Source organism: Pseudomonas sp. DTU12.1, assembly GCF_009873475.1.
In the GTDB taxonomy this organism is placed as follows: Bacteria; Pseudomonadota; Gammaproteobacteria; order Pseudomonadales; family Pseudomonadaceae; genus Aquipseudomonas; species Aquipseudomonas proteolytica.
Map to the genome: position 1 here is coordinate 5,819,970 of NZ_CP045254.1, position 21,166 is coordinate 5,841,135.

Genomic DNA, 21,166 nt, shown 5'->3' on the forward strand with positions numbered 1-21,166 from the left:
AGCCCGCTCCCACACTTTAATCTCCCACAGTTTTAATCTGCGTTGCGCATTCGACCGGGGGCCTGGCCATACGCCTCCTTGAATTTCTTGCTGAACGCCGCCTGGGATTGATAACCCACCCGGGCGGCGATATCCGTCAGGCTCAACCGCGACTGCTGCAACAGGTTGAACGCCAGCTCCATGCGCAACTGGGTCAGCAGCACCCACGGCGATACGCCCGCCACTTTGACAAACGCGCGCATGAACGTGGCCCGGGACATCGACGCCGCGCCGGCCAGGCTGTCGATGGTCCAGTCATGCCCGGGCTCGGCCAGCATCGCCTGCCAGGCGCGGCCCAGGCGTTTGTCGGTGAGCAAGGCAAACGTCCCCGCCAGCGGGGCCTGTTGTGCCAGCCAGGTGCGCACCAGCAAGGTGAACAGGGCCACCGACAGCGCATCAATGAACGACCGCGCACCGAGCCGTTCGCCATCCGCTTCGCTGCGCATCAGGGCAATCAGGGCCGCCAGTTGCCCATCGGCCTGCCATTGCCGGCTGGACACCACCAGATACGTCGGCAAGGCCGCGAACAGCAACGACTGGCGGTTGTAGTGAAAGCTGCCACAGAGCATCTCCACCTCCGGCTGATCGCCACCCAGGCGATGCACCGTGAGGACACCGTCGTCGATCACCCTGGGCAACATCGCCGGCACCGTCGCGCCCTGGCTACGCAACAGGTGAGTCGCGCCGCCGGGCAACAGCAGGATGTCGCCCTCCTCCAGGGTCACTCGTTGCCCAGCCGAAAGTTCGGCGCGGCAAGTGCCACTGAGCACAATGTGGTACGGCGCCACGCCCAGGGCCTCGGGCGCATGGTCCAGGGCCCAGTCGCCCTGGAACTGGCAACGTACATCGAGGTTGCCGCGCAGGTTGGCCAGGGTGATCAGGGTGTCGATAGCGTTCATTTGCGAATATCGGTCAAAAAGTTGAGCGGATCGAACAATACCGCCAAACCCGAACGGCACACACTGGCTTCACACCCAACCCGTTCAGGAGTCATCGCAATGTTCAATAACTGGTCCGACTTGCTGCCTACCGTGAAGAAAGCCTTTGGCACACTGGGCAAGAGCAACCCGAAGATGGTCAAAGCCTACATGGCGCTTGGCGAAGCCGCCGAGGAAAACAACGTCCTGGATGCCAAGACCCGCGAACTGATCTCGATTGCAGTGGCGATCACCACGCGCTGCGACGGTTGTATCGGCGTACATGCCGACGCCGCGATCAAGGCCGGTGCCACCCGCGAAGAAGTCGCCGCAACGCTGGCCACTGCCATCTCACTGAATGCCGGCGCCGCCTACATCTACTCGCTGCGCGCGCTGGAAGCCTACGACACGCTTAAACCGGCGCCGCAAAGTTGAGCCGAAACTGCTGCGGCGTCACGCCCAGCCGGCGGTTGAACACACTGCGCAGGTGCTGGGCGTCACGAAAGCGGCATTGATAGGCCACGGTCTTGAGCGGCGCGCTGCTGCTTTCGAGCATCACCCGCGCCGCATCCACCCGCGCCCGCTCGACAAATTCCGCCGGGGTGATCCGCGCCTCCCGGGCAAATACCCGCGAAAAGTTGCGCGCACTCATGTTGGCCGCGCGGGCCAGGTCGGCAATGCCCAGGTCACCGGTCAGGTTCGCCAGCACGTACAACTGCACCTGCGCCACGGCCGAGGAAGATTCGGCATGGGGCGTCAGGAACGGGCTGAACTGGGACTGCCCGCCGCTGCGCTGGGTAAACACCACCAGGCGCTTGGCCACGCTCAAGGCCACTTCCGGGCCGTGGTCCTGGGCCAGCAGGTACAACGACAGATCGATGCCCGCCGTGACCCCGGCCGAGGTGTAGAGGTTGGCGTCTTGCACGTACAGGCGGTCGGCGTCGACCCGGGTCGAGGGGCACAGTCGCGCCAGATCCGCCGCGTCGCCCCAGTGCGTGGTGACCGTGCGCCCCTCCAGCAAACCGGCACGCGCGAGCATGAACGCGCCATTGCAGATCGAGCCGAAACGCCGAGCCCTGGCACTGGCGCCCTGCAGCCACTGATTGAACCCCGGGCCGAAATCCTCGAAGGGCAACTGCGGGCCACCGGCTACCAGCAACAGGTCATAGGCTTGCAATGCCTCGCTGTAGTGGATGTGGGCCTGCAATGACAGGCCGTTGGAACAGGCGATCTGGCCCTGGACCTGGCCGATGACTTCGAGCTGGTAATGATCCGCAGGCGCCAGGAAGCGATTGGCCTCGCAGAACACGTCCATGGGACCGGTCACATCCAGTGACTGGACGCCGGGGAAGATCAGGATCGCGACGGTCTTGTGCATGGATGGCACACCTTTCTACCGGAATAAACGAAGAAACAAATGTGGGAGCGGGCTTGCTCGCGAAAGCGGTGGATCAGTCTATACATCTGGTGACTGACACTGCGCATTCGCGAGCAAGCCCGCTCCCACATTTGGATTGTTGCAGGCTTCAAGGGATAGCAGTGCCTGCTACACCCTAGCCGATTTCACGTGGCACGATGTGACCGCACATTGGCCGGGATCGCATCCTCACCCCGATGGCCCTCGCGCACAGGCGCGTCCAGACTGCACTCACCAGCGCCAACCCGGCGCCCTCGTGAGGAGCATGACCATGAGCACCACCATCGCCGGCATCAAAATCCCCGACAGTGCCCTGGCCAAGGCTACCACCGAATACATCCGCGACATTGAATCCGACCTGCTCTACCACCACTCCCGTCGCGTCTTCCTGTTTGGCGCCCTGAGCGGCGAGCGCAAGCAATTGACCTACAACTCGGAGCTGCTCTACGTCGGCGCAATGTTCCATGACCTGGGCCTGGTGGCAGGCCATCGCAGCGACAACGAGCGTTTTGAAGTGGACGGCGCCAACGCTGCCGCCGCCTTTCTCAAGCCCTATGGTTTAAGCGACGACGATATCGAGCAAGTGTGGCTGTCCATTGCCCTGCACACCACGCCGGGGGTACCTCAGCACCTGCGCCCTACCGTCGCCCTGGTGACCGCTGGCGTGGAGATGGATGTGCTGGGCATGGACTACGCCGCGTTTACCCACGTGCAGCGCGAGGCAGTGGTGCATGCGCATCCACGGGGCGAAGGGTTCAAGGAATGCATCATCTGCGCGTTTGCCGACGGCTTGCGCCATCGCCCGCAGACCACGTTTGGCAACGTGAAGACCGATGTGTTGGTGGATCAGGAGCCGGGGTTCAAGCCGCTGAACTTTGTCGAGGTGATTCGCCAGTCGCCGTGGACTGCCTAATCAACTTGAAATGCAATCAAATGTGGGAGCTGGCTTGCCTGCGATAGCGATGGATCAGTCACATCTTCAGTGACTGACGCACCGCTATCGCAGGCAAGCCAGCTCCCACATTTTGACCGAGTACCGGGCTTTAGACCGGTACGGGCGCGCGGCGTACATCCGGCTGTTTCCAGCCATCCGCTGCCGCTTCTTCGATGGCTTGCTGGATCGCCTTCTTGCGCCGCTCTTCAGCGCGACGGCTGAAGTACCACACCAGGAATGTCACCAGCGACACCGCCAGCAGGATCAGGCTGGCCACGGCGTTGATCTCGGGTTTGACCCCAAGGCGCACCGCCGAGAACACTTCCATCGGCAAGGTGGTGGAGCCCGGGCCCGAGACGAAGCTGGCCAGTACCAGGTCATCCAGGGACAACGCGAACGACATCATGCCGCCCGCCGCCAACGACGGCGCGATCATCGGGATGGTGATCAGGAAGAACACCTTCCACGGCCGCGCACCGAGGTCCATGGCCGCTTCTTCGATCGACAGGTCCAACTCACGCAGGCGCGCCGACACCACCACCGCCACATACGCCGCACAGAACGTGGTGTGGGCGATCCAGATGGTGACAATGCCACGCTCCTGGGGCCAACCGATCATCTGCGCCATGGCCACGAACAGCAGCAACAGCGACAGACCGGTGATCACTTCCGGCATCACCAGCGGCGCCGTCACCAGGCCGCCGAACAGCGTGCGGCCCTTGAACTGGCTGATACGGGTCAGCACAAACGCCGCCAACGTACCCAGCGCCACCGCCGCCACCGCCGTGTAGCAGGCGATTTCCAGGGAGCGCGCCACCGAGCCCATCAACTGGGTGTTGTCCAGCAGGCCCACGTACCACTTGATCGACCAACCGCCCCACACCGTCACCAGTTTCGATTCGTTGAACGAATAGATCACCAGGATCAGCATCGGCAGGTAGATGAACAGCAGCCCTACGACCAGCATGAAGCTGGAGAAACTGAAGCGCTTCATACCTTGCCCTCCATCTCTTTGGCTTGGCTGCGGTTAAACAGAATGATGGGCACGATCAGGATCGCCAGCATCACCACCGCCAGGGCAGAGGCTACCGGCCAGTCGCGGTTGTTGAAGAACTCTTGCCACAACACTTTACCGATCATCAGGGTTTCCGGGCCGCCCAGCAGTTCCGGGATCACGAACTCGCCCACCACCGGGATGAACACCAGCATGCAGCCGGCGATGATGCCGTTCTTGGACAGCGGCACGGTGATTTTCCAGAAGCTGTTGAAGGTGCTTGAACCCAGGTCCGATGCCGCTTCCAGCAGGCTCTGGTCATGTTTGACCAGGTTGGCGTACAGCGGCAGGATCATGAACGGCAGGTACGAATAGACCACGCCGATATACACCGCAATGTTGGTGTTGAGGATCTGCAACGGTTCGTTGATCAGCCCCATGGACATCAGGAAGCCATTGAGCAAGCCGTTGTTGCTGAGGATGCCCATCCACGCATACACGCGGATCAGGATCGCGGTCCAGGTCGGCATCATGATCAGCAGCACCAGCACGGTCTGCATCTCTTTGCGCGCACTGGCGATGGCGTAGGCCATCGGGTAGCCGATCAGCAGGCACAAGGCCGTGCTGAAAAACGCCATCTTCAACGAGCCCAGGTAGGCGGCGATGTACAGCTCGTCGCCGGCCAGCAGGCTGTAGTTGGCCAGGTTGAGCACCACCTCCAGCTTCTGCTCGATGTAGGTGTAGATCTCGGTGTAGGGCGGGATCGCCACGTCGGCTTCGGCAAAGCTGATCTTCAGGACGATGAAGAACGGCAGCATGAAGAACAGGAACAGCCACAGGAACGGAATCCCGATGACCACCTGCTTGCCGCTGGGAATTATTCGGTGCAGTCGCCGTTTGAATTTCTTCATGTTCATGAGCGAAGTACCACGCCGCTGTCGTCTTCCCACCACACGTAGACCTGGTCACCCCAGGTCGGCCGCGCGCCACGGCGTTCGGCGTTGGCAACGAAGGACTGCACCAGCTTGCCGCTCGGCAGTTCGACGTAGAACACCGAGTGGCCGCCCAGGTAGGCAATGTCATGCACCTTGCCGCTGGACCAGTTGTGCTCGCAGGTCGGCATTTCGGTGGTGACCAGCAGTTTTTCCGGGCGGATGGCGTAGGTCACCGACTTGTCTTCCACCGACGTGGCGATGCCATAGCCCACGTAGATATCGCGGTCCAGGTCGGCACACTTGAGCACCGCATGGCCTTCGGCGTCATCCACCACCACGGTGTCGAAGATGTTGACGTTGCCGATGAACTCGCACACCAGGCGGCTGGTGGGGGTTTCGTAGATATCGATCGGGCTGCCGATCTGCGCGATCCAGCCCAGGTGCATGATCGCGATGCGCTCGGCCATGGTCATGGCCTCTTCCTGGTCGTGGGTCACCATCACGCAGGTCACGCCGACGCGCTCGATGATCTCCACCAACTCCAGTTGCATCTGCGAACGCAGCTTCTTGTCCAGGGCGCCCATCGGCTCATCGAGCAACAGCAGTTTCGGGCGTTTGGCCAAGGACCGGGCCAGGGCCACGCGCTGACGCTGGCCGCCCGACAGCTGGTGCGGCTTGCGCTTGGCGTACTGGCTCATCTGCACCAGCTTGAGCATCTCGGCCACGCGGGCCTCGACCTCGGCCTTGGGGATCTTGTCCTGTTGCAGGCCGAAGGCGATGTTCTGCGCCACGGTCATGTGTGGGAACAAGGCGTAGGACTGGAACATCATGTTGATCGGCCGCTCGTAGGGCGGCATGTCGGTGATATCCACACCGTCGAGGAAAATCCGCCCTTCGGTCGGGCGCTCGAAACCTGCGAGCATGCGCAGCAAGGTGGACTTGCCCGAACCCGAACCGCCGAGCAAGGCAAAGATCTCGCCTTTCTTGATTTCCAGGGACACATCGTCCACGGCAATCGTCTCGTCGAACTTCTTCGTGACCCGGTCGATTTTGACCAACACCTTTTTCGGTGTCTGGTCGCCCTCGAGGGCTTTCTTATAGGCGCCGGAGGCAACTGCCATTTACGAAACTCCCAGAAAAAAAGAGTGCAGAACGTCCAATACGGACGAACGTTGGATAGTTTGAGCCTTACTTGCCCGTCTTGACCTTGGTCCAGCTACGGGTCATCAAGCGTTGCACTTTCGGGGGTAGCTCGAAGTTGACAAACGTCCGGTCGAGAACCGCCTGCGGTGGATAAACCGCTTCGTCGGTGCGTATCGATTGCTCCATCAGCGTGTCCGCCCCTGGGTTAGGGTTGGCGTAGCCGACGTAATCACTGACCTGAGCGATCACTTCAGGTTGCAGTAGATAGTTGATGAAGGCGTGGGCCTCTTTGACGTTGGTCGAGTCCTTGGGGATCGCCAGCACGTCAAACCACAGGTTGCCGCCTTCCTTGGGAATCGCGTAGGCGATGTTCACGCCCTTGCCAGCCTCGGCCGCCCGGGCCTTGGCCTGGAACACATCGCCGGAGAAGCCCGCGGCCACGCAGATATTGCCGTTGGCCAGGTCCGAGATGTATTTGGAGGAGTGGAAGTAGGTCACGTAGGGCCGCACTTTCAGGAGTTTTTCCTCGGCCTTTTTATAGTCAGCCGGGTTGGTGCTGTTCGGGTCCAGGCCCATGTAGTTGAGCACCGCCGGCAGCATTTCATCGGCCGAGTCCATGAAGGACACACCGCAGCTGGCCAGCTTCTTCATGTTTTGTGGCTCGAACAGCACGGCCCAGGAGTCGATCTTGTCGACGCCCAGCACTTCCTTCACTTTATCGACGTTGTAGCCAATGCCGTTGGTGCCCCACAAATAAGGCACGGCGTATTGGTTGCCCGGGTCGTTCTTTTCCAGGCGCTTGAGCAGCGCCGGGTCGAGATTGGCGTAGTTGCCGAGCAACGACTTGTCGATCTTCTGGAACGCGCCCGCCTTGATCTGCTTGCCCAGGAAGTGGTTGGACGGCACGACCACGTCATACCCGGTGCGCCCGGCCAGCAACTTGCCTTCCAGGGTTTCGTTGGAATCGAACACGTCGTAGACCGGCTTGATGCCGGTGGCCTTTTCAAAGTTGGCCAGGGTGTCGGGGCCGATATAGTCCGACCAGTTATAAACATGCACGGTGGAAGCTGCCTGCACGCTGACTGCCAACGTGAGGCCCGCCCCTACCAGCAAGGCTTTGCGAAATAAAGAAATTGGCAAGTGGAGGTCCTCTTAAATAGTTGGGCCCGAAGTTGTTGCCCGGCAACAAAACCGGCGCGCAACTTACCCTCGATAAACCGATCCGGCAAAACTTTCTGTCATTTAATTTGTGGGAGCGGGCCTGGGTGGGAGCGGGCTTGCTCGCGAAGGGGGCGTGTCAGCCAGCATTTATATCTACTGATACACCGCTTTCGCGAGCAAGCCCGCTCCCACACAAGCTCGCTCCTACAGGTTCGTGCTTATTTACCCGATTTGATTTTGGTCCAGCTGCGCGTCAGCAGACGCTGGGTCGCGGCTGGCAGATCGCTGATTGCATACAGCTTGGCCTTCACATCATCCGACGGATAGATGCTCGGATCGCCCGAGATATCCTTGTTCACCAGCGGCGTGGCGGCCTTGTTACCGTTCGGGAAACGTACGCTGTTAGTGATTGCCGCCATGACTTCAGGCTTCATCAGGTAGTTCATGAACTGGTAGGCGGCGTCCAGGTTCTCGGCATCTTTAGGGATAGCGACCATGTCGTAGAAGCTGCCTGCGCCTTCCTTGGGAATGGCATAGGAAACCTTGACCTTGCCGCCGGCTTCAGCCGCGCGGGACTTGGATTGTTCCAGGTCACCCGAATAACCCACGGCTACGCAGATGTTGCCGTTGGCCAGGTCCGAGATGTACTTGGAGGAGTGGAAGTAGCCCACCGAAGGACGGATCTTGAGGAACAGTGCTTCGGCTTCAGCCAGTTGCTTCTTGTCCTGGCTGTCGGTCGGGTAACCCAGGTAGTGCAGGGCCACCGGGATCATTTCGGTTGGCGAGTCGAGGAAGCTCACGCCACAGCTTTTGAGTTTCTCGATGTTCTCGGGCTTGAACAGCACGTCCCAAGAGTCGATCTTGTCTACGCCCAGCGCAGCCTTGACCTTGTCCGGGTTGTAGCCGATGCCGATGGTGCCCCACATGTACGGGAATGCGTGCAGGTTGCCTTTGTCACTGGCATCGCCCACGGCCTTGAGCAGGTCGGTATCGAGGTTTTTCCAGTTTGGCAGCTTGGACTTGTCCAGCTCCTGGTACACACCGGCCTTGATCTGCTTGGCCAGGAAGTTGTTCGACGGCACAACCACGTCGTAACCGGACTTGCCCGCCAACAGCTTGGCTTCCAGGGTTTCGTTGCTGTCGAAAACGTCGTACACCACTTTGATGCCGGACTCTTTCTCAAAGTTGGCAATGGTGTCCGGTGCAATGTAGTCGGACCAGTTATAGACATGCAGTACTTTGCTGTCCGCCTGGGCCGCGCCCGCCATCACGCCCATGAGGGACAAGGCCAGGAGGGTCTTGCCAGCGTTCTTCAAACCTAATGCCTTCATTCGGTCATGCTCCAATTTTTTCTTTTTTGGGCCACATTTTTCTACGTTTCATGGCCCGTCGAAGGGCAACAAAACAGGGCGACAGTCTGGCAAGTTCAGGGGCCGGCTTTCAACCAAAGCCCCGCATTTATCATTGCCCGAATGCAACAGCCGCAAGCCGCTGCATTCTGAGCCTAGCACTTAGCCCTGCAATGCCGCCAAAGTCAGGTCCAGGCACTGGCGAGCCTTGGTCACCAGCTCGTCAATCTCGGCCTTGCTGATCACCAGCGGCGGCGAAATGATCATGGTGTCGCCCACGGCGCGCATGATCAGGCCATTCTCGAAGCAGAAGGTGCGGCAGATCATGCCCACGCCCTTGCCTTCGTAACGCTTGCGCGTGGCCTTGTCCTGCACCAGCTCGATCGCACCCAACATACCGACACCACGGACTTCGCCCACCAACGGATGATCCGCCAGCTCGCGTAGACGCTTTTGCAAATACGGTGCCGTTTCGTCATGTACACGGCTGACAATTTTCTCATCGCGCATGATGCGGATGTTTTCCAGGGCCACCGCAGCCGCCACCGGGTGCCCGGAGTAGGTGAAGCCGTGGTTGAAATCGCCACCTTCGTTGAGCACTGCCACCACTTCGTCGCGCACGATCAGGCCGCCCATGGGGATGTAGCCCGAGGTCAGGCCCTTGGCGATGGTCATCATGTCCGGCTTGAGATCGTAGAAATCGCTACCGAACCACTCACCGGTACGGCCAAAGCCGCAGATCACTTCGTCGGCGACAAACAGGATGTCGTACTTGGCGAGGATTTCCTTGATGCGCGGCCAGTAGGTCGCTGGCGGCACAATCACGCCACCGGCGCCCTGGATCGGCTCGGCAATAAAGGCACCGACGTTGTCCACGCCGACTTCCAGAATTTTCTCTTCCAGTTGGTTGGCCGCCCAGATCCCGAACTCTTCGGGGCTCATGTCGCCGCCTTCGCCGAACCAGTAAGGCTGCGCGATATGCACGATGCCCGGGATCGGCAAGTCGCCCTGCTCGTGCATATAGGTCATGCCGCCCAGGCTCGCGCCGGCCACGGTAGAGCCGTGGTAGCCATTCTTGCGGCTGATGATGGTTTTCTTGTTTGGCTGGCCCTTGATCGCCCAGTAGTGGCGGACCATGCGCAACATGGTGTCGTTGCCTTCGGAGCCGGAACCGGTGAAGAACACATGGTTCATGCCGGCGGGGGCGATATCGGCGATGGCCTTGGCCAGTTCCAGCACCGGCGGGTGGGCGGTCTGGAAGAACAGGTTGTAGTAAGGCAGTTGTTTCATCTGCTTGGCGGCGGCGTCAGCCAGCTCGTCGCGGCCATAACCGATGGCCACGCACCACAGGCCGGCCATGCCGTCGAGGATCTTGTTGCCTTCGCTGTCCCACAGGTACACGCCCTTGGCGTTGGTGATGATGCGCGGGCCTTTCTCTTTCAACTGCTTGAAGTCGCTGAACGGTGCCAGGTGATGCTCGTTGCTCAGGGCTTGCCATTCACGGGTTTGCGGGTTGTTGCTGGACATACCAATCTCCAATAGGTAGGTGAAGGTGCGGCGTATCCCGGCCGCACCCGGCGCATCAGACGGCGAAGAGCAGGAATTCCCGCTCCCACGAACTGATCACGCGCTTGAAGTTTTCATGCTCGGCCCGCTTGACCGCGACGTAGCCAGTGATGAATTTGTGACCCAGGTATTTCTCGATGGTCTTGCTGTTTTCCATGCGTTCCAGCGCGTCTTCGATGGTCAACGGCAGGCGCAGGTTGCGCCGCTCGTAACCACGCCCCACAACAGGCGCGCTTGGGCTGATGCCTTCGACCATGCCGATATAGCCACACAGCAGGCTGGCGGCGATCGCCAGGTACGGGTTGGCATCGGCGCCCGGCAGGCGGTTTTCCACGCGACGGTTCTGCGGGCCGGCATCCGGTACGCGCAGGCCGACGGTGCGGTTTTCTTCGCCCCATTCCACGTTCACCGGCGCCGAGGTGTCGGGCAGGAAGCGGCGGAACGAGTTGACGTTGGGCGCGAACAGCGGCAGCAGCTCGGGGATGAACTTCTGCAGGCCGCCGATGTGGTGCAGGAACAGCTCGCTCTTGGAACCGTCCTCATTGGAGAACACGTTCTTGCCGGTGGCGATGTCGATGATGCTCTGGTGCAGGTGCATGGCGCTGCCCGGCTCACCGGTCATGGGCTTGGCCATGAAGGTGGCGGCCACGTTGTGCTTGAGCGCGGCTTCACGCATGGTGCGCTTGAACACCAGGATCTGGTCGGCCAGGGACAGGGCATCGCCGTGACGGAAGTTGATTTCCATCTGCGCCGTGCCGTCCTCGTGGATCAGGGTGTCGAGGTCCAGCTCTTGCAACTCGCACCAGTCATAGACGTCTTCGAACAACGGGTCGAATTCGTTGGCCGCTTCTATAGAGAAGGACTGGCGACCGGTTTCCGGGCGGCCAGAGCGGCCAATCGGCGGTTGCAGCGGGAAGTCCGGGTCTTCGCAGCGCTTGGTCAGGTAGAACTCCATCTCCGGCGCCACGATGGGCTGCCAGCCTTTGTCGGCGTAGAGCTTGAGGACTTTCTTGAGCACGTTGCGCGGCGACAGCTCGATCGGGTTGCCTTGCTTGTCGTAGGTGTCGTGGATCACCTGGGCGGTGGGCTCAATGGCCCAGGGCACGAGGAACACGGCGTTCTGGTCGGGGCGGCAGATCATGTCGATGTCGGCCGGGTCGAGCAGTTCGTAATAGATGTCGTCTTCGACATAGTCGCCGGTCACGGTCTGCAACAGAACGCTCTCGGGCAGGCGCATGCCTTTTTCGGCGATGAACTTGTTGGTCGGCGAGATCTTGCCCCGGGTGATCCCCGTGAGGTCGCCAATCATGCATTCGACTTCTGTGATCTTGTGGTCTTTCAACCAATCGGTGAGCTGGTCGAGGTTGTTACTCATAAATGCCTCTGGGCTGGGTTTCCTGACATCCATTAAAGGTCAGGCGTTGTTTGACGCGTGCGCGTCTCTTTGTTTCGCCCGCGTTCGGCAGGCATCGCCAAATGCCTGGAAGATCGCGAGGTAGTACGGGTTGGAGCTTACCTGCCATTCAGGGTGCCATTGCACTCCTAATGCAAAAGCGTCTGCAAAAGCCTTGCCCTGTTTGAGCGAAAAAGCCTCGATCAGGCCGTCCGGCGCGCTCGCTTCGACCTGCAGGCCGGGCGCCAGGCGGTCAACGCCCTGGCTGTGGATCGAGTTGACCTGGATCGTGTCCGGCAAGCCCAGGCTCGCCAGCACACCGCCCGGGGTGATCGCCACGGCATGCGCCGGGCCGTACTGGACGTCCAGCGGCTGGGTGTCGTCTTCGCGGTGATCCATCATGCCCGGCAGTTCATGAACCTTCTGGTGCAGGCTGCCGCCCAGGGCCACATTCATTTCCTGGAAGCCCCGGCAGATCCCTAGCACTGGGACGCCCGCGGCGATCGCGGCGCGAATCAGCGGCAGGGTGCTCTGGTCACGGGCAGGATCATGAGCAGTCCCAGGCGCGCTGGCCGGACCGTCATAATGAAAGGGTTCGATATTGGAAGGTGAGCCGGTAAAGAGAATGCCGTCCAGACCGTCAAGAATATTGGCCGGTTCGAACAGGTCCGCCAGGGACGGAATAATCAATGGCAGGCCCTTGGCAGCGATGGCCACGGCGCGGACGTATTTGTCGCCACTGATGTGATAAGCATGCAGACCAACCTGTTTGGAGCAGGCGGTGACGCCGATTAACGGCAGGCCAGACATGAAGCACCCCGGTATTATTGCTGTTATGGGTTTGAATCGAGCTTAGCCTTGTTCATTTTTTTACACAACACCCCCGTAAAAAATACAACACGGCCCGCTCAAGCCTGCTAGTCCCAAGCCGGGCAAACCGATAAAACTGCCCAAAAAAGCCGCAAAAAAGCCCTCAAGGCGCTTTTTTAGGGCAAAAAAGGCCTCGCTTGACTTCGGCATGCCGTTCGGGTTGACTGAAACCAGAAAAGATCAATGATTGATATTTTTAACAACAAAGGTGTTGCATCATGTCGGTACCCCCGCGTGCCGTTCAGCTTAACGAAGCGAACGCGTTCCTTAAGGATCATCCTGAGGTTCTGTACGTAGACCTTCTAATTGCGGATATGAATGGTGTGGTGCGCGGTAAGCGCATCGAACGCACCAGCCTCCACAAGGTTTACGAGAAAGGCATCAACTTGCCTGCCTCTTTATTTGCCCTGGATATCAATGGCTCGACGGTGGAAAGCACCGGCCTGGGTCTGGACATCGGTGATGCTGACCGAATCTGTTATCCAATCCCCGATACCCTGTGCAATGAACCCTGGCAAAAGCGCCCTACCGCGCAACTGCTGATGACCATGCACGAACTTGAAGGTGAACCTTTCTTCGCCGATCCGCGCGAAGTGCTCCGCCAAGTTGTAACCAAGTTTGACGATATGGGCCTGACCATCTGCGCAGCCTTCGAGCTTGAGTTCTACCTGATCGACCAGGAGAACGTGAACGGCCGCCCACAACCTCCCCGCTCGCCGATTTCCGGCAAACGCCCGCACTCGACACAGGTCTACCTGATCGACGACCTCGACGAATACGTCGACTGCCTCCAGGACATTCTGGAAGGTGCCAAAGAGCAAGGCATCCCTGCCGACGCCATCGTCAAGGAAAGTGCCCCGGCGCAGTTCGAAGTGAACCTGCACCACGTCGCCGACCCGATCAAGGCATGCGACTACGCGGTACTGCTCAAGCGTTTGATCAAGAACATTGCCTACGACCATGAGATGGACACCACCTTCATGGCCAAGCCTTACCCGGGCCAGGCAGGCAACGGTTTGCACGTGCATATTTCGATCCTGGACAAAGACGGCAAGAACATCTTTGCCAGCGAGGATCCCGAGCAGAACGCCGCATTGCGTCACGCGATCGGCGGTGTGCTGGAGACCCTGCCTGCACAAATGGCTTTCCTGTGCCCCAACGTCAACTCCTACCGTCGTTTCGGCGCACAGTTCTACGTGCCGAACTCGCCGTGCTGGGGCCTGGACAACCGCACCGTGGCGATTCGCGTACCTACGGGTTCGTCCGACGCGGTACGTATCGAACACCGCGTGGCCGGCGCCGATGCCAACCCTTACCTGCTGATGGCTTCGGTCCTGGCGGGCGTGCACCACGGTCTGACCAACAAGATCGAACCTGGCGCACCGGTGGAAGGCAACAGCTACGAGCAGAACGAGCAAAGCCTGCCGAACAACCTGCGTGATGCCCTGCGCGAGTTGGACGACAGCGAGGTGATGGCCAAGTACATCGATCCGAAATACATCGATATCTTCGTCGCCTGCAAGGAAAGCGAGCTGGAGGAGTTCGAACACTCCATCTCCGACCTTGAGTACAACTGGTACCTGCATACCGTGTAAGCGGATTGTGGTGAGCGGGCTTGCTTGTGGTGAGCAGGCTTGTCTGTGGCGAGCGGGCTTGTCTGTGGCGAGCGGGCTTGCCCCGCGCTGGGCTGCGAAGCAGCCCTCATTCAAAAACACCGCGATGCATCTGATGCATCGCGGTGTTTGTTTTGGGGCCGCTTCGCAGCCCAGCGCGGGGCAAGCCCGCTCGCCACAGACAAGCCTGCTCACCACAACAAGCCCGCTCGCCACAAACAAGCCCTAGCCACAACAGGCCCACTCACCACAAACAAACCTGCTCCCCACAACAAGCCCTATCTGTACCGATATGGATCTCTGCGTACAATGCGCTCTGCCTTGTAGGAGACTTCCATGACCACCCGCCCCGCCGCCCCTCGCAAACCCCGCGCCCGCAGCCAGGCCCGGATCGACGCGATCCTCGACGCCGCCCGCACCTTGCTGGCAGCCGAAGGCGTGGCCAGCCTGTCGATCTACAGCGTGGCCGAACGGGCGCAGATTCCGCCGTCATCGGTGTATCACTTTTTCGCCAGCGTACCGGCCTTGCTCGAAGCACTGACGGCTGACGTACACGCCGCATTCCGCGCCGCGCTACAAGCCCCCATCGACCACGACAGCCTGCATCACTGGCGCGACCTGTCGCGCGTGGTGGAGCTGCGCATGCTGACCATCTACAGCAACGACGCCGCCGCCCGGCAATTGATCCTCGCCCAGCACGGCCTCACCGAAGTGACCCAGGCCGACCGCCAGCATGACCTGGAGTTGGGGGACTTGATGCTGCAAGTGTTCAACCGCCACTTTGAAGTGCCGGTGCTGCCGGCAGATGTGGACGTGTTTGCCCTGGCGCTGGAGCTAAGCGACCGCGTTTACGCGCGCTCGGTGCATCAGCATGGGCAGATCACCCCGCGCATGGCGGAGGAAGGGATGCGGGTGTTTGATGCGTATGTGGGGCTTTATTTGCCGGTGTTTTTGCCTAAGCGATAAGGGTTGTGGTGACTGGGCCGGCCTCTTCGCGGGCAAGCCCGCTCCCACACTTTAAATGCATTCGCAGATCGAAATGTGGGAGCTGGCTTGCCTGCGATAGCGGTCGAAAGCCGATCACAGCTTGGCGATCGACACCTCGGTGGACTTCACAAACGCAATCACTTCACTGCCAATCACCAACTCCAGTTCTTTCACCGAGCGGGTGGTGATCACGGAGGTGACGATGCCGGACGCGGTCTGCACGTCGATTTCCGACAGTACGTCGCCTTCGACGATTTCCTTGATGGTGCCTTTGAACTGGTTACGCACGTTGATCGCTTTGATAGTCATGGTGTTACTCCTTAAGGGACAAGTGAGTTATTGCGCCCAACGCAATTGCGTAGGCAACGGTGAAACAGGTTCCGGCTCCGGCGGCGTGCCGGGCAGTGACAGCACACGGTTGAGGACTTCGGTTTCCAGGGCCGCCAGGCGATGGGAGCCACGGACCCGCGGGCGTGGCAGTTCCACATGCAGGTCGAGGCCGATTTCGCCGTCTTCGATCAGGATTACCCGGTCGGCAATGGCCACGGCTTCGCTGACGTCATGGGTCACCAGCAACACGGTAAAACCGTGCTTGCGCCACAGGTTTTCGATCAGTTGCTGCATCTCGATGCGGGTCAGGGCATCCAGCGCACCCAAGGGTTCATCCAGCAGCAACAGGCGCGGCTGGTGAATCAGGGCGCGGGCCAGGGCCACCCGTTGTTTCTGGCCACCGGACAACGCCGCCGGCCATTCATCGGCACGCTCGGCCAGGCCGACCGCTTCCAGCGCCTCAAGCGCCTGGGGGCGCCAGTTGCCTTTTAGGCCCAGGCCGACGTTATCGATGATCTTTTTCCACGGCAGCAGGCGCGCTTCCTGGAACATCAGCCGCGTGTCTTCGAGCGCTTCGCTCAGGGGTGCAGAGCCTGCAAGCAACTCGCCACTGCTGGCGCTATCAAGGCCGGCCAGCAGGCGCAGCAAGGTACTTTTGCCACAGCCACTGCGGCCCACTACAGCCACGAACTGGCCCGCCGGGATGTGCAGGTCAATCTCGCGCAGGACTTCCCGCGCGCCGAACGCCTTGCGCAGCTTGCGCACCGCTAACGGAATGCCCCGCAGCAGGCGTGGAGGTTGTTGAGCGGTCATGCCGCACCTCCTTTGTGTACTTGATAGGCCGGATGCCAGCGCAGCCACACCCGCTCCAGGCCACGCGCCGCGAGGTCCGCCAATTTGCCGAGCACCGCGTACAGCACAATCGCCAGTACCACCACGTCGGTTTGCAGGAACTCCCGGGCATTCATCGCCAGGTAGCCGATACCGGAGCTGGCGGAAATGGTTTCCGCGACGATCAGCGTCAGCCACATAAAGCCCAGGGCAAAACGCACCCCCACCAGAATCGATGGCAACGCGCCCGGCAGGATCACCTGGCGAAACAGGCTGAAACCCGACAAGCCATAACTGCGCGCCATCTCCACCAGTGCCGGGTCGACGTTGCGGATGCCGTGATAGGTGTTGAGGTAGATGGGGAACAGCGTGCCGAGGGCGACCAGGAAAATCTTCGCCGTCTCATCAATGCCGAACCACAGAATCACCAGCGGGATCAGCGCCAAGTGCGGCACGTTACGAATCATCTGCACCGAGCTGTCCAGCAGGCGCTCGCCCCATTTCGACAGGCCGGTGATAAAACCCAGGGCCAGGCCAATGCCGCCGCCGATCACAAAACCCAGGCCCGCGCGCCAGCCGCTGATGGCCAGGTGGGTCCAGATCTCACCGCTACTGACCAGGTGCACGCCGGCCGCAATCACTGCGCTGGGGGCCGGCAAAATCCGCGTCGACAGCCAGCCCGCCGACACCGACAACTGCCACACCGCCAGCAACAGGACCGGCAGTGCCCAAGGCGCCAGCCGATGCAGAATCCGTTGACTATTCATGACGGCGCCTCAGCTCTGCGACGCGGCTTTGGGAAGAATGTCGTTGGCCACCATCTCGCCAAACGGGCTGACGTAACCGGCACTTTTCGGCAGCTCGGGACGTTCGATATCCAGGTGCGGGAACAGCAACTCTGCAACCCGGTACGACTCTTCCAGGTGTGGATAACCGGAGAAAATAAAGGTGTCGATGCCCAGGTCCGCGTACTCCTTGACCCGAGCCGCCACGGTCGGCCCATCGCCCACCAGTGCCGTGCCGGCGCCGCCGCGTACCAGGCCGACGCCAGCCCACAGGTTGGGGCTGACTTCGAGGTTGTCGCGACTGCCACCATGCAAGGCGGCCATGCGCTGCTGGCCAACCGAATCAAAGCGCGACAGCGAGGCCTGGGCGCGTGCGATGGTGTCGTCGTCCAGATGGGAGATCAGTTTGTCGGCGGCTTTCCATGCCTCCTCGTTGGTTTCACGCACGATCACATGCAAGCGAATACCGAAGCGCACGGTGCGCCCAAGCTTGGCCGCCTTGACCCGCACCTGCTGGATTTTTTCCGCAACTGCCGCTGGTGGTTCGCCCCAGGTCAGGACCATTTCCACTTGTTCGGCTGCCAGGTCCTGGGCCGCTTCGGAAGAACCGCCGAAATACAACGGCGGGCGTGGCTGCTGGATCGGTGGGTAGAGCAACTTGGCGCCTTTGACGCTGATGTGCTGGCCGTCGTAGTCCACGGTTTCGCCTTCCAGCACGCGCCGCCAGATACGGGTGAATTCCACCGAGGCCTGGTAGCGCTCCTCATGGCTGAGGAACAGGCCATCACCGGCCAGTTCTTCTGGATCACCACCGGTCACCAGGTTGAACAGCGCCCGTCCACCAGACAGCCGGTCCAGGGTCGCTGCCTGACGCGCCGCCACCGTCGGGGAAATGATCCCGGGGCGCAGGGCAACCAGAAATTTCAGACGCTGGGTCACCGGGATCAGTGAAGCGGCCACCAGCCACGAGTCTTCGCAAGAGCGACCGGTGGGGATCAGTACCCCGCCAAAGCCCAGGCGATCAGCGGCCTGGGCCACCTGCTGCAGATAACCGTGGTCTACGGCGCGAGCGCCTTCGGCGGTGCCAAGGTAATGGCCGTCGCCGTGGGTAGGCAGGAACCAGAAAATATTGAGGCTCATGGAGTTGTCTCCTGAAGAAGTCGGATTACGGCGCTTTGGCAACGGTCGCAGGTGGCGTCCAGATCACGTCCTTGATGCTCAAGGGCTTGGGAATCAATTTGAGCTGGTAGAAGGTGTCAGCGATTTTCTGCTGCGCGGCGACCACTTCCGGGGTCAGGAACAGCGCGCCGTAGCCCTGGCGTTTGACCGAGGTCAGGGTGATGTCAGCCGGCAGGCCGAGCAGCGGCGCAACTTGTTGGGTGACTTCCTGGGGGTTGGCCTTGGACCATTCGCCTACGGCCCGTACTTCTTCCACCAGCGCCTTGATCACCTCCGGATGTTTTTCGGTATAGGGCTTGGTGGCCAGGTAGAACTGGTGGTTGTCGGCAATGCCGGTGGCGTCACGTAGGGTGCGGGCTTGCAGTTGTTGCTCGGCGGCCGCCTGGTACGGGTCCCAGATGACCCAGGCGTCGACACTGCCACGTTCGAAGGCGGCACGGGCGTCGGCGGGCGGCAGGAACACGGTCTGTACGTCGGTGTATTTCAGGCCGGCGTCTTCCAGGGCGCGCACCAGCAGGTAATGCACGTTGGAGCCTTTGTTGAGCACGACTTTCTTGCCCTTGAGCTCGGCCACCGATTTGATCGGCGAGTCCTTGGGTACCAGGATGGCCTCGCTGGTCGGCGCTGGCGGTTCGTAGGCGACGTAGAGCAGATCGGCACCGGCGGCCTGGGCGAACACCGGTGGGGTTTCGCCGGTGACGCCAAAGTCGATGGAGCCGACATTCAGCCCTTCGAGCAACTGCGGGCCACCGGGAAACTCGGTCCACTGCACGTTCACGCCCTGGTCGGCCAGGCGTTTTTCCAGGGTGCCCTTGGCTTTGAGCAGCACCAGGGTGCCGTATTTCTGATAACCGATCCGCAGGGTTTCAGCGGCCTGGGCTTGAACAATGGCGCCGAAGGACACAGCCGCAGCAAACAGTGCGACCAGGCCCCGACGCAAGATGATAGTGCGCATGGCGCTCTCCAAATTGACGATTAGGGTTGTGGCTGCACCTGCTTGGCCGTTGGCGGCTGAGTAAGGTGAGGGTTTTGTATTCGGGTGTGGCTTATATCCGGGTGTGGCTTAGATGCTCCAGCGAGCACTCAACAAACGTTCATTCAACACATGGGGGTCCAGCGGTTGCGGGCGGCGGGCCATGGCGCTGTAGAACTGCTCCAGGGCTTCGCTCAAGCGTTGTTCAAGGATCGGCACCAGCTGCGCCTGGGCACTGCCTTCGCCATAGGCGATCTGGCTGTCCTCGGCAAAAATCCCGTGCAGCAGCTCCTGGGCTTTGAGCGCCGACAGCACAGGCTTCAAGGCGTAATCCACCGCCAGCATGTGGGCAATGCTGCCGCCGGTGGCCATGGGCAATACCACTTTGTGGGCCAGGGCGCGTTCCGGCAGCAGGTCGAGGACGGTTTTCAGCGCGCCGGAAAACGACGCCTTGTACACCGGCGTGGCGATCAGCAAACCATCGGCATTGGCCACCTGGGCCAGCAGGTCGAGGACCTTCGGGCTGTCGAAGCGGGCATACAACAAATCTTCGGCCGGGAAGTCCCGTACCTGATAACTCACCACTTCCACGCCTTGCTGCTGCAACCAGCGCCGGGAGTGATCCAGCAAGACCCCGGAGCGGGAACGCTGACTGGGACTGCCACCAAGTGTTACGACCAGCATCGGGAGTTTCCTTGAGCAAGTGTCGGCGGTTCGCGGTGCGGCGATGGCGCCAAGATGGAACAGACCTTATCAGCAGATTTATATATCTATAAATCTTATTTTTTCATTTGTTTATTCTTAAATTGCATATAAGAAAAATCATTTATCAGGCGAAAAAAAAGGCCGTCGAGACGGCCTGAAAACCCCTGCTATGTGAGCACTGAAATGCGATCAACCTGTGGGAGCGGGCTTGCTCGCGAATGCGGCGTATCAGTCAGCACATTTCTTGCTGATCCACCGCATTCGCGAGCAAGCCCGCACACACATTGGATTCAGGTTAACGATTAGGCTGTGGGGTCAGCCGCAGATACGGCTTGACCGCGCGATAGCCCTTGGGAAAGCGCTGCTTGATCTCATCCTCATCCTTGAGCGACGGCACGATCACCACTTCATCACCGTCCTGCCAGTTGGCCGGAGTGGCAACTTTGTAGTTGTCGGTCAGTTGCAAGGAGTCGATCACCCGCAGGATTTCGTGGAAGTTGCGCCCGGTGCTGGCCGGGTAGGTGATGGTCAGGCGAATCTTTTTGTTCGGGTCGATCACGAACAGCGAACGCACGGTGAGTGTGTCGTTGGCATTGGGGTGGATCAGGTCGTACAGGTCCGAGACCTTGCGGTCGGCATCGGCCAGGATCGGGAAATTGACGAGGGTGTTCTGGGTTTCGTTGATGTCTTCGATCCACTTGTGGTGGGAGTCCACCGGGTCCACCGACAGGGCAATGGCCTTGACCCCACGCTTGGCGAACTCATCCTTGAGCTTGGCGGTGAAGCCCAGCTCGGTGGTGCACACCGGGGTGAAGTCCGCCGGGTGGGAAAACAGCACGCCCCAGCTATCGCCCAGCCACTCGTGGAAACGAATCTTGCCGGCGCTGGAATCCTGTTCAAAGTCGGGGGCGATATCGCCCAGTCTGAGGCTCATGGTGTGGCTCCTGATGAGTGCTTATGGAACCCACTGTGCCTGCGCCGATGAGATTTTAAAAAGAATAAATATCGATTTATTTAGACGATATAGGAATATTAAAAATCTGTT

Annotated in this window: 21 protein-coding genes; 4 read left to right on the top strand and 17 right to left on the bottom strand. The window is 60.5% G+C overall.

From position 1 onward, the window contains the following. Positions 1-32: 32 nt before the first annotated feature. A complete protein-coding gene (locus GDV60_RS25925; protein WP_159909108.1) occupies positions 33-938 on the bottom strand; it encodes an AraC family transcriptional regulator in 906 nt (301 codons plus the stop codon). Positions 939-1,037: 99 nt separating this feature from the next. On the opposite strand from GDV60_RS25925, the gene GDV60_RS25930 reads away from it, so the two are divergent. Next, positions 1,038-1,391: a carboxymuconolactone decarboxylase family protein gene (locus GDV60_RS25930; RefSeq protein ID WP_028618364.1), complete on the top strand. Its 354-nt coding sequence runs from the start codon at positions 1,038-1,040 to the stop codon at positions 1,389-1,391. Here GDV60_RS25930 and GDV60_RS25935 read toward each other — a convergent pair. Continuing rightward, on the bottom strand, positions 1,369-2,334 hold the full coding sequence (locus GDV60_RS25935; protein ID WP_159909110.1) for a GlxA family transcriptional regulator: 966 nt from the start codon (positions 2,332-2,334) through the stop codon (positions 1,369-1,371). The two genes, GDV60_RS25930 and GDV60_RS25935, sit on opposite strands and share 23 nt — an antisense overlap. A gap of 310 nt (positions 2,335-2,644) precedes the next feature. On the opposite strand from GDV60_RS25935, the gene GDV60_RS25940 reads away from it, so the two are divergent. Beyond that, positions 2,645-3,286, top strand: coding sequence for an HD domain-containing protein (locus tag GDV60_RS25940; RefSeq protein WP_104911150.1), 642 nt, complete (start codon positions 2,645-2,647; stop codon positions 3,284-3,286). A 130-nt stretch (positions 3,287-3,416) separates the two neighbouring features. Here the strand turns inward: GDV60_RS25940 and GDV60_RS25945 are convergent, their stop codons facing one another. From GDV60_RS25945 to GDV60_RS25980, 8 genes are all read right to left on the bottom strand, one after another. Continuing rightward, positions 3,417-4,301 carry an ABC transporter permease subunit gene (locus GDV60_RS25945; protein WP_159909112.1) on the bottom strand — a complete coding sequence of 295 codons (885 nt, stop codon included), beginning with the start codon at positions 4,299-4,301 and terminating at the stop codon, positions 3,417-3,419. After that, a complete protein-coding gene (locus GDV60_RS25950; RefSeq protein WP_029289447.1) occupies positions 4,298-5,218 on the bottom strand; it encodes an ABC transporter permease subunit in 921 nt (306 codons plus the stop codon). Before GDV60_RS25950 ends, GDV60_RS25945 begins: the two co-directional genes overlap by 4 nt. Next, positions 5,215-6,357, bottom strand: coding sequence for an ABC transporter ATP-binding protein (locus GDV60_RS25955; RefSeq protein WP_029289449.1), 1,143 nt, complete (start codon positions 6,355-6,357; stop codon positions 5,215-5,217). Before GDV60_RS25955 ends, GDV60_RS25950 begins: the two co-directional genes overlap by 4 nt. A 67-nt stretch (positions 6,358-6,424) precedes the next feature. Further along, positions 6,425-7,519, bottom strand: coding sequence for a polyamine ABC transporter substrate-binding protein (locus GDV60_RS25960; protein WP_029289451.1), 1,095 nt, complete (start codon positions 7,517-7,519; stop codon positions 6,425-6,427). 239 nt (positions 7,520-7,758) lie between these two features. Further along, complete coding sequence (locus GDV60_RS25965; protein ID WP_029289453.1) at positions 7,759-8,856, bottom strand: polyamine ABC transporter substrate-binding protein; 1,098 nt, start codon at positions 8,854-8,856, stop codon at positions 7,759-7,761. Between the two features lie 195 nt (positions 8,857-9,051). Beyond that, positions 9,052-10,416, bottom strand: a complete 1,365-nt coding sequence (locus GDV60_RS25970) for an aspartate aminotransferase family protein (RefSeq protein ID WP_029289455.1) — start codon at positions 10,414-10,416, stop codon at positions 9,052-9,054. A 55-nt stretch (positions 10,417-10,471) separates the two neighbouring features. Continuing rightward, positions 10,472-11,830: a glutamine synthetase family protein gene (locus GDV60_RS25975; protein ID WP_029289457.1), complete on the bottom strand. Its 1,359-nt coding sequence runs from the start codon at positions 11,828-11,830 to the stop codon at positions 10,472-10,474. Between the two features lie 39 nt (positions 11,831-11,869). Continuing rightward, the gene (locus tag GDV60_RS25980) at positions 11,870-12,658 is read right to left on the bottom strand and encodes a gamma-glutamyl-gamma-aminobutyrate hydrolase family protein (protein WP_159909114.1); all 789 of its coding nucleotides are present in this window, start codon (positions 12,656-12,658) and stop codon (positions 11,870-11,872) included. A gap of 278 nt (positions 12,659-12,936) precedes the next feature. Here GDV60_RS25980 and GDV60_RS25985 point away from each other — a divergent pair, with 278 nt between their 5' ends. Both GDV60_RS25985 and GDV60_RS25990 read left to right on the top strand, forming a co-directional pair. Beyond that, complete coding sequence (locus GDV60_RS25985; RefSeq protein ID WP_057440427.1) at positions 12,937-14,313, top strand: glutamine synthetase family protein; 1,377 nt, start codon at positions 12,937-12,939, stop codon at positions 14,311-14,313. A gap of 354 nt (positions 14,314-14,667) precedes the next feature. Then, a complete protein-coding gene (locus GDV60_RS25990) occupies positions 14,668-15,297 on the top strand; it encodes a TetR/AcrR family transcriptional regulator (RefSeq protein ID WP_029289463.1) in 630 nt (209 codons plus the stop codon). 114 nt (positions 15,298-15,411) lie between these two features. On the opposite strand, the gene GDV60_RS25995 is transcribed toward GDV60_RS25990, so the two are convergent. The 7 genes from GDV60_RS25995 to GDV60_RS26025 form a co-directional block, all read right to left on the bottom strand. Then, complete coding sequence (locus GDV60_RS25995; RefSeq protein ID WP_003213899.1) at positions 15,412-15,627, bottom strand: molybdopterin-binding protein; 216 nt, start codon at positions 15,625-15,627, stop codon at positions 15,412-15,414. Positions 15,628-15,654: 27 nt separating this feature from the next. Further along, entirely contained in the window at positions 15,655-16,461 is an 807-nt protein-coding gene (gene ssuB, locus GDV60_RS26000) for an aliphatic sulfonates ABC transporter ATP-binding protein (protein WP_032858910.1), read from the bottom strand. Further along, on the bottom strand, positions 16,458-17,246 hold the full coding sequence (gene ssuC / locus GDV60_RS26005) for an aliphatic sulfonate ABC transporter permease SsuC (RefSeq protein WP_092231234.1): 789 nt from the start codon (positions 17,244-17,246) through the stop codon (positions 16,458-16,460). The genes ssuB and ssuC overlap by 4 nt, the downstream gene beginning before the upstream one ends. Positions 17,247-17,255: 9 nt before the next feature. After that, positions 17,256-18,404 (bottom strand): FMNH2-dependent alkanesulfonate monooxygenase, encoded by a 1,149-nt coding sequence (ssuD, locus tag GDV60_RS26010; protein WP_029289471.1) that lies wholly within the window; start codon positions 18,402-18,404, stop codon positions 17,256-17,258. A 25-nt stretch (positions 18,405-18,429) separates the two neighbouring features. Beyond that, positions 18,430-19,398 carry a sulfonate ABC transporter substrate-binding protein gene (locus tag GDV60_RS26015; protein WP_159909116.1) on the bottom strand — a complete coding sequence of 323 codons (969 nt, stop codon included), beginning with the start codon at positions 19,396-19,398 and terminating at the stop codon, positions 18,430-18,432. Between the two features lie 108 nt (positions 19,399-19,506). Next, positions 19,507-20,100, bottom strand: coding sequence for an NADPH-dependent FMN reductase (ssuE, locus tag GDV60_RS26020; RefSeq protein WP_038444301.1), 594 nt, complete (start codon positions 20,098-20,100; stop codon positions 19,507-19,509). A gap of 316 nt (positions 20,101-20,416) precedes the next feature. Next, positions 20,417-21,055: a peroxiredoxin gene (locus tag GDV60_RS26025; protein ID WP_159909118.1), complete on the bottom strand. Its 639-nt coding sequence runs from the start codon at positions 21,053-21,055 to the stop codon at positions 20,417-20,419. Between the last annotated feature and the right edge of the window lie 111 nt (positions 21,056-21,166).

Excerpts from the sequence above, each read along its gene's own strand:
- ssuC (WP_092231234.1), bottom strand. The coding sequence starts at position 17,246 with ATGAATAGTCAACGGATTCTGCATCGGCTGGCGCCTTGGGCACTGCCG.
- GDV60_RS25975 (WP_029289457.1), bottom strand. The coding sequence starts at position 11,830 with ATGAGTAACAACCTCGACCAGCTCACCGATTGGTTGAAAGACCACAAG.
- GDV60_RS25925 (WP_159909108.1), bottom strand. The coding sequence starts at position 938 with ATGAACGCTATCGACACCCTGATCACCCTGGCCAACCTGCGCGGCAAC.
- GDV60_RS25980 (WP_159909114.1), bottom strand. The coding sequence starts at position 12,658 with ATGTCTGGCCTGCCGTTAATCGGCGTCACCGCCTGCTCCAAACAGGTT.
- GDV60_RS25930 (WP_028618364.1), top strand. The coding sequence starts at position 1,038 with ATGTTCAATAACTGGTCCGACTTGCTGCCTACCGTGAAGAAAGCCTTT.
- GDV60_RS25955 (WP_029289449.1), bottom strand. The coding sequence starts at position 6,357 with ATGGCAGTTGCCTCCGGCGCCTATAAGAAAGCCCTCGAGGGCGACCAG.
- GDV60_RS25940 (WP_104911150.1), top strand. The coding sequence starts at position 2,645 with ATGAGCACCACCATCGCCGGCATCAAAATCCCCGACAGTGCCCTGGCC.
- ssuD (WP_029289471.1), bottom strand. The coding sequence starts at position 18,404 with ATGAGCCTCAATATTTTCTGGTTCCTGCCTACCCACGGCGACGGCCAT.
- ssuE (WP_038444301.1), bottom strand. The coding sequence starts at position 20,100 with ATGCTGGTCGTAACACTTGGTGGCAGTCCCAGTCAGCGTTCCCGCTCC.
- GDV60_RS25985 (WP_057440427.1), top strand. The coding sequence starts at position 12,937 with ATGTCGGTACCCCCGCGTGCCGTTCAGCTTAACGAAGCGAACGCGTTC.
- GDV60_RS25945 (WP_159909112.1), bottom strand. The coding sequence starts at position 4,301 with ATGAAGCGCTTCAGTTTCTCCAGCTTCATGCTGGTCGTAGGGCTGCTG.
- GDV60_RS25995 (WP_003213899.1), bottom strand. The coding sequence starts at position 15,627 with ATGACTATCAAAGCGATCAACGTGCGTAACCAGTTCAAAGGCACCATC.
- GDV60_RS25935 (WP_159909110.1), bottom strand. The coding sequence starts at position 2,334 with ATGCACAAGACCGTCGCGATCCTGATCTTCCCCGGCGTCCAGTCACTG.
- GDV60_RS26025 (WP_159909118.1), bottom strand. The coding sequence starts at position 21,055 with ATGAGCCTCAGACTGGGCGATATCGCCCCCGACTTTGAACAGGATTCC.
- GDV60_RS26015 (WP_159909116.1), bottom strand. The coding sequence starts at position 19,398 with ATGCGCACTATCATCTTGCGTCGGGGCCTGGTCGCACTGTTTGCTGCG.
- ssuB (WP_032858910.1), bottom strand. The coding sequence starts at position 16,461 with ATGACCGCTCAACAACCTCCACGCCTGCTGCGGGGCATTCCGTTAGCG.
- GDV60_RS25970 (WP_029289455.1), bottom strand. The coding sequence starts at position 10,416 with ATGTCCAGCAACAACCCGCAAACCCGTGAATGGCAAGCCCTGAGCAAC.
- GDV60_RS25950 (WP_029289447.1), bottom strand. The coding sequence starts at position 5,218 with ATGAACATGAAGAAATTCAAACGGCGACTGCACCGAATAATTCCCAGC.
- GDV60_RS25990 (WP_029289463.1), top strand. The coding sequence starts at position 14,668 with ATGACCACCCGCCCCGCCGCCCCTCGCAAACCCCGCGCCCGCAGCCAG.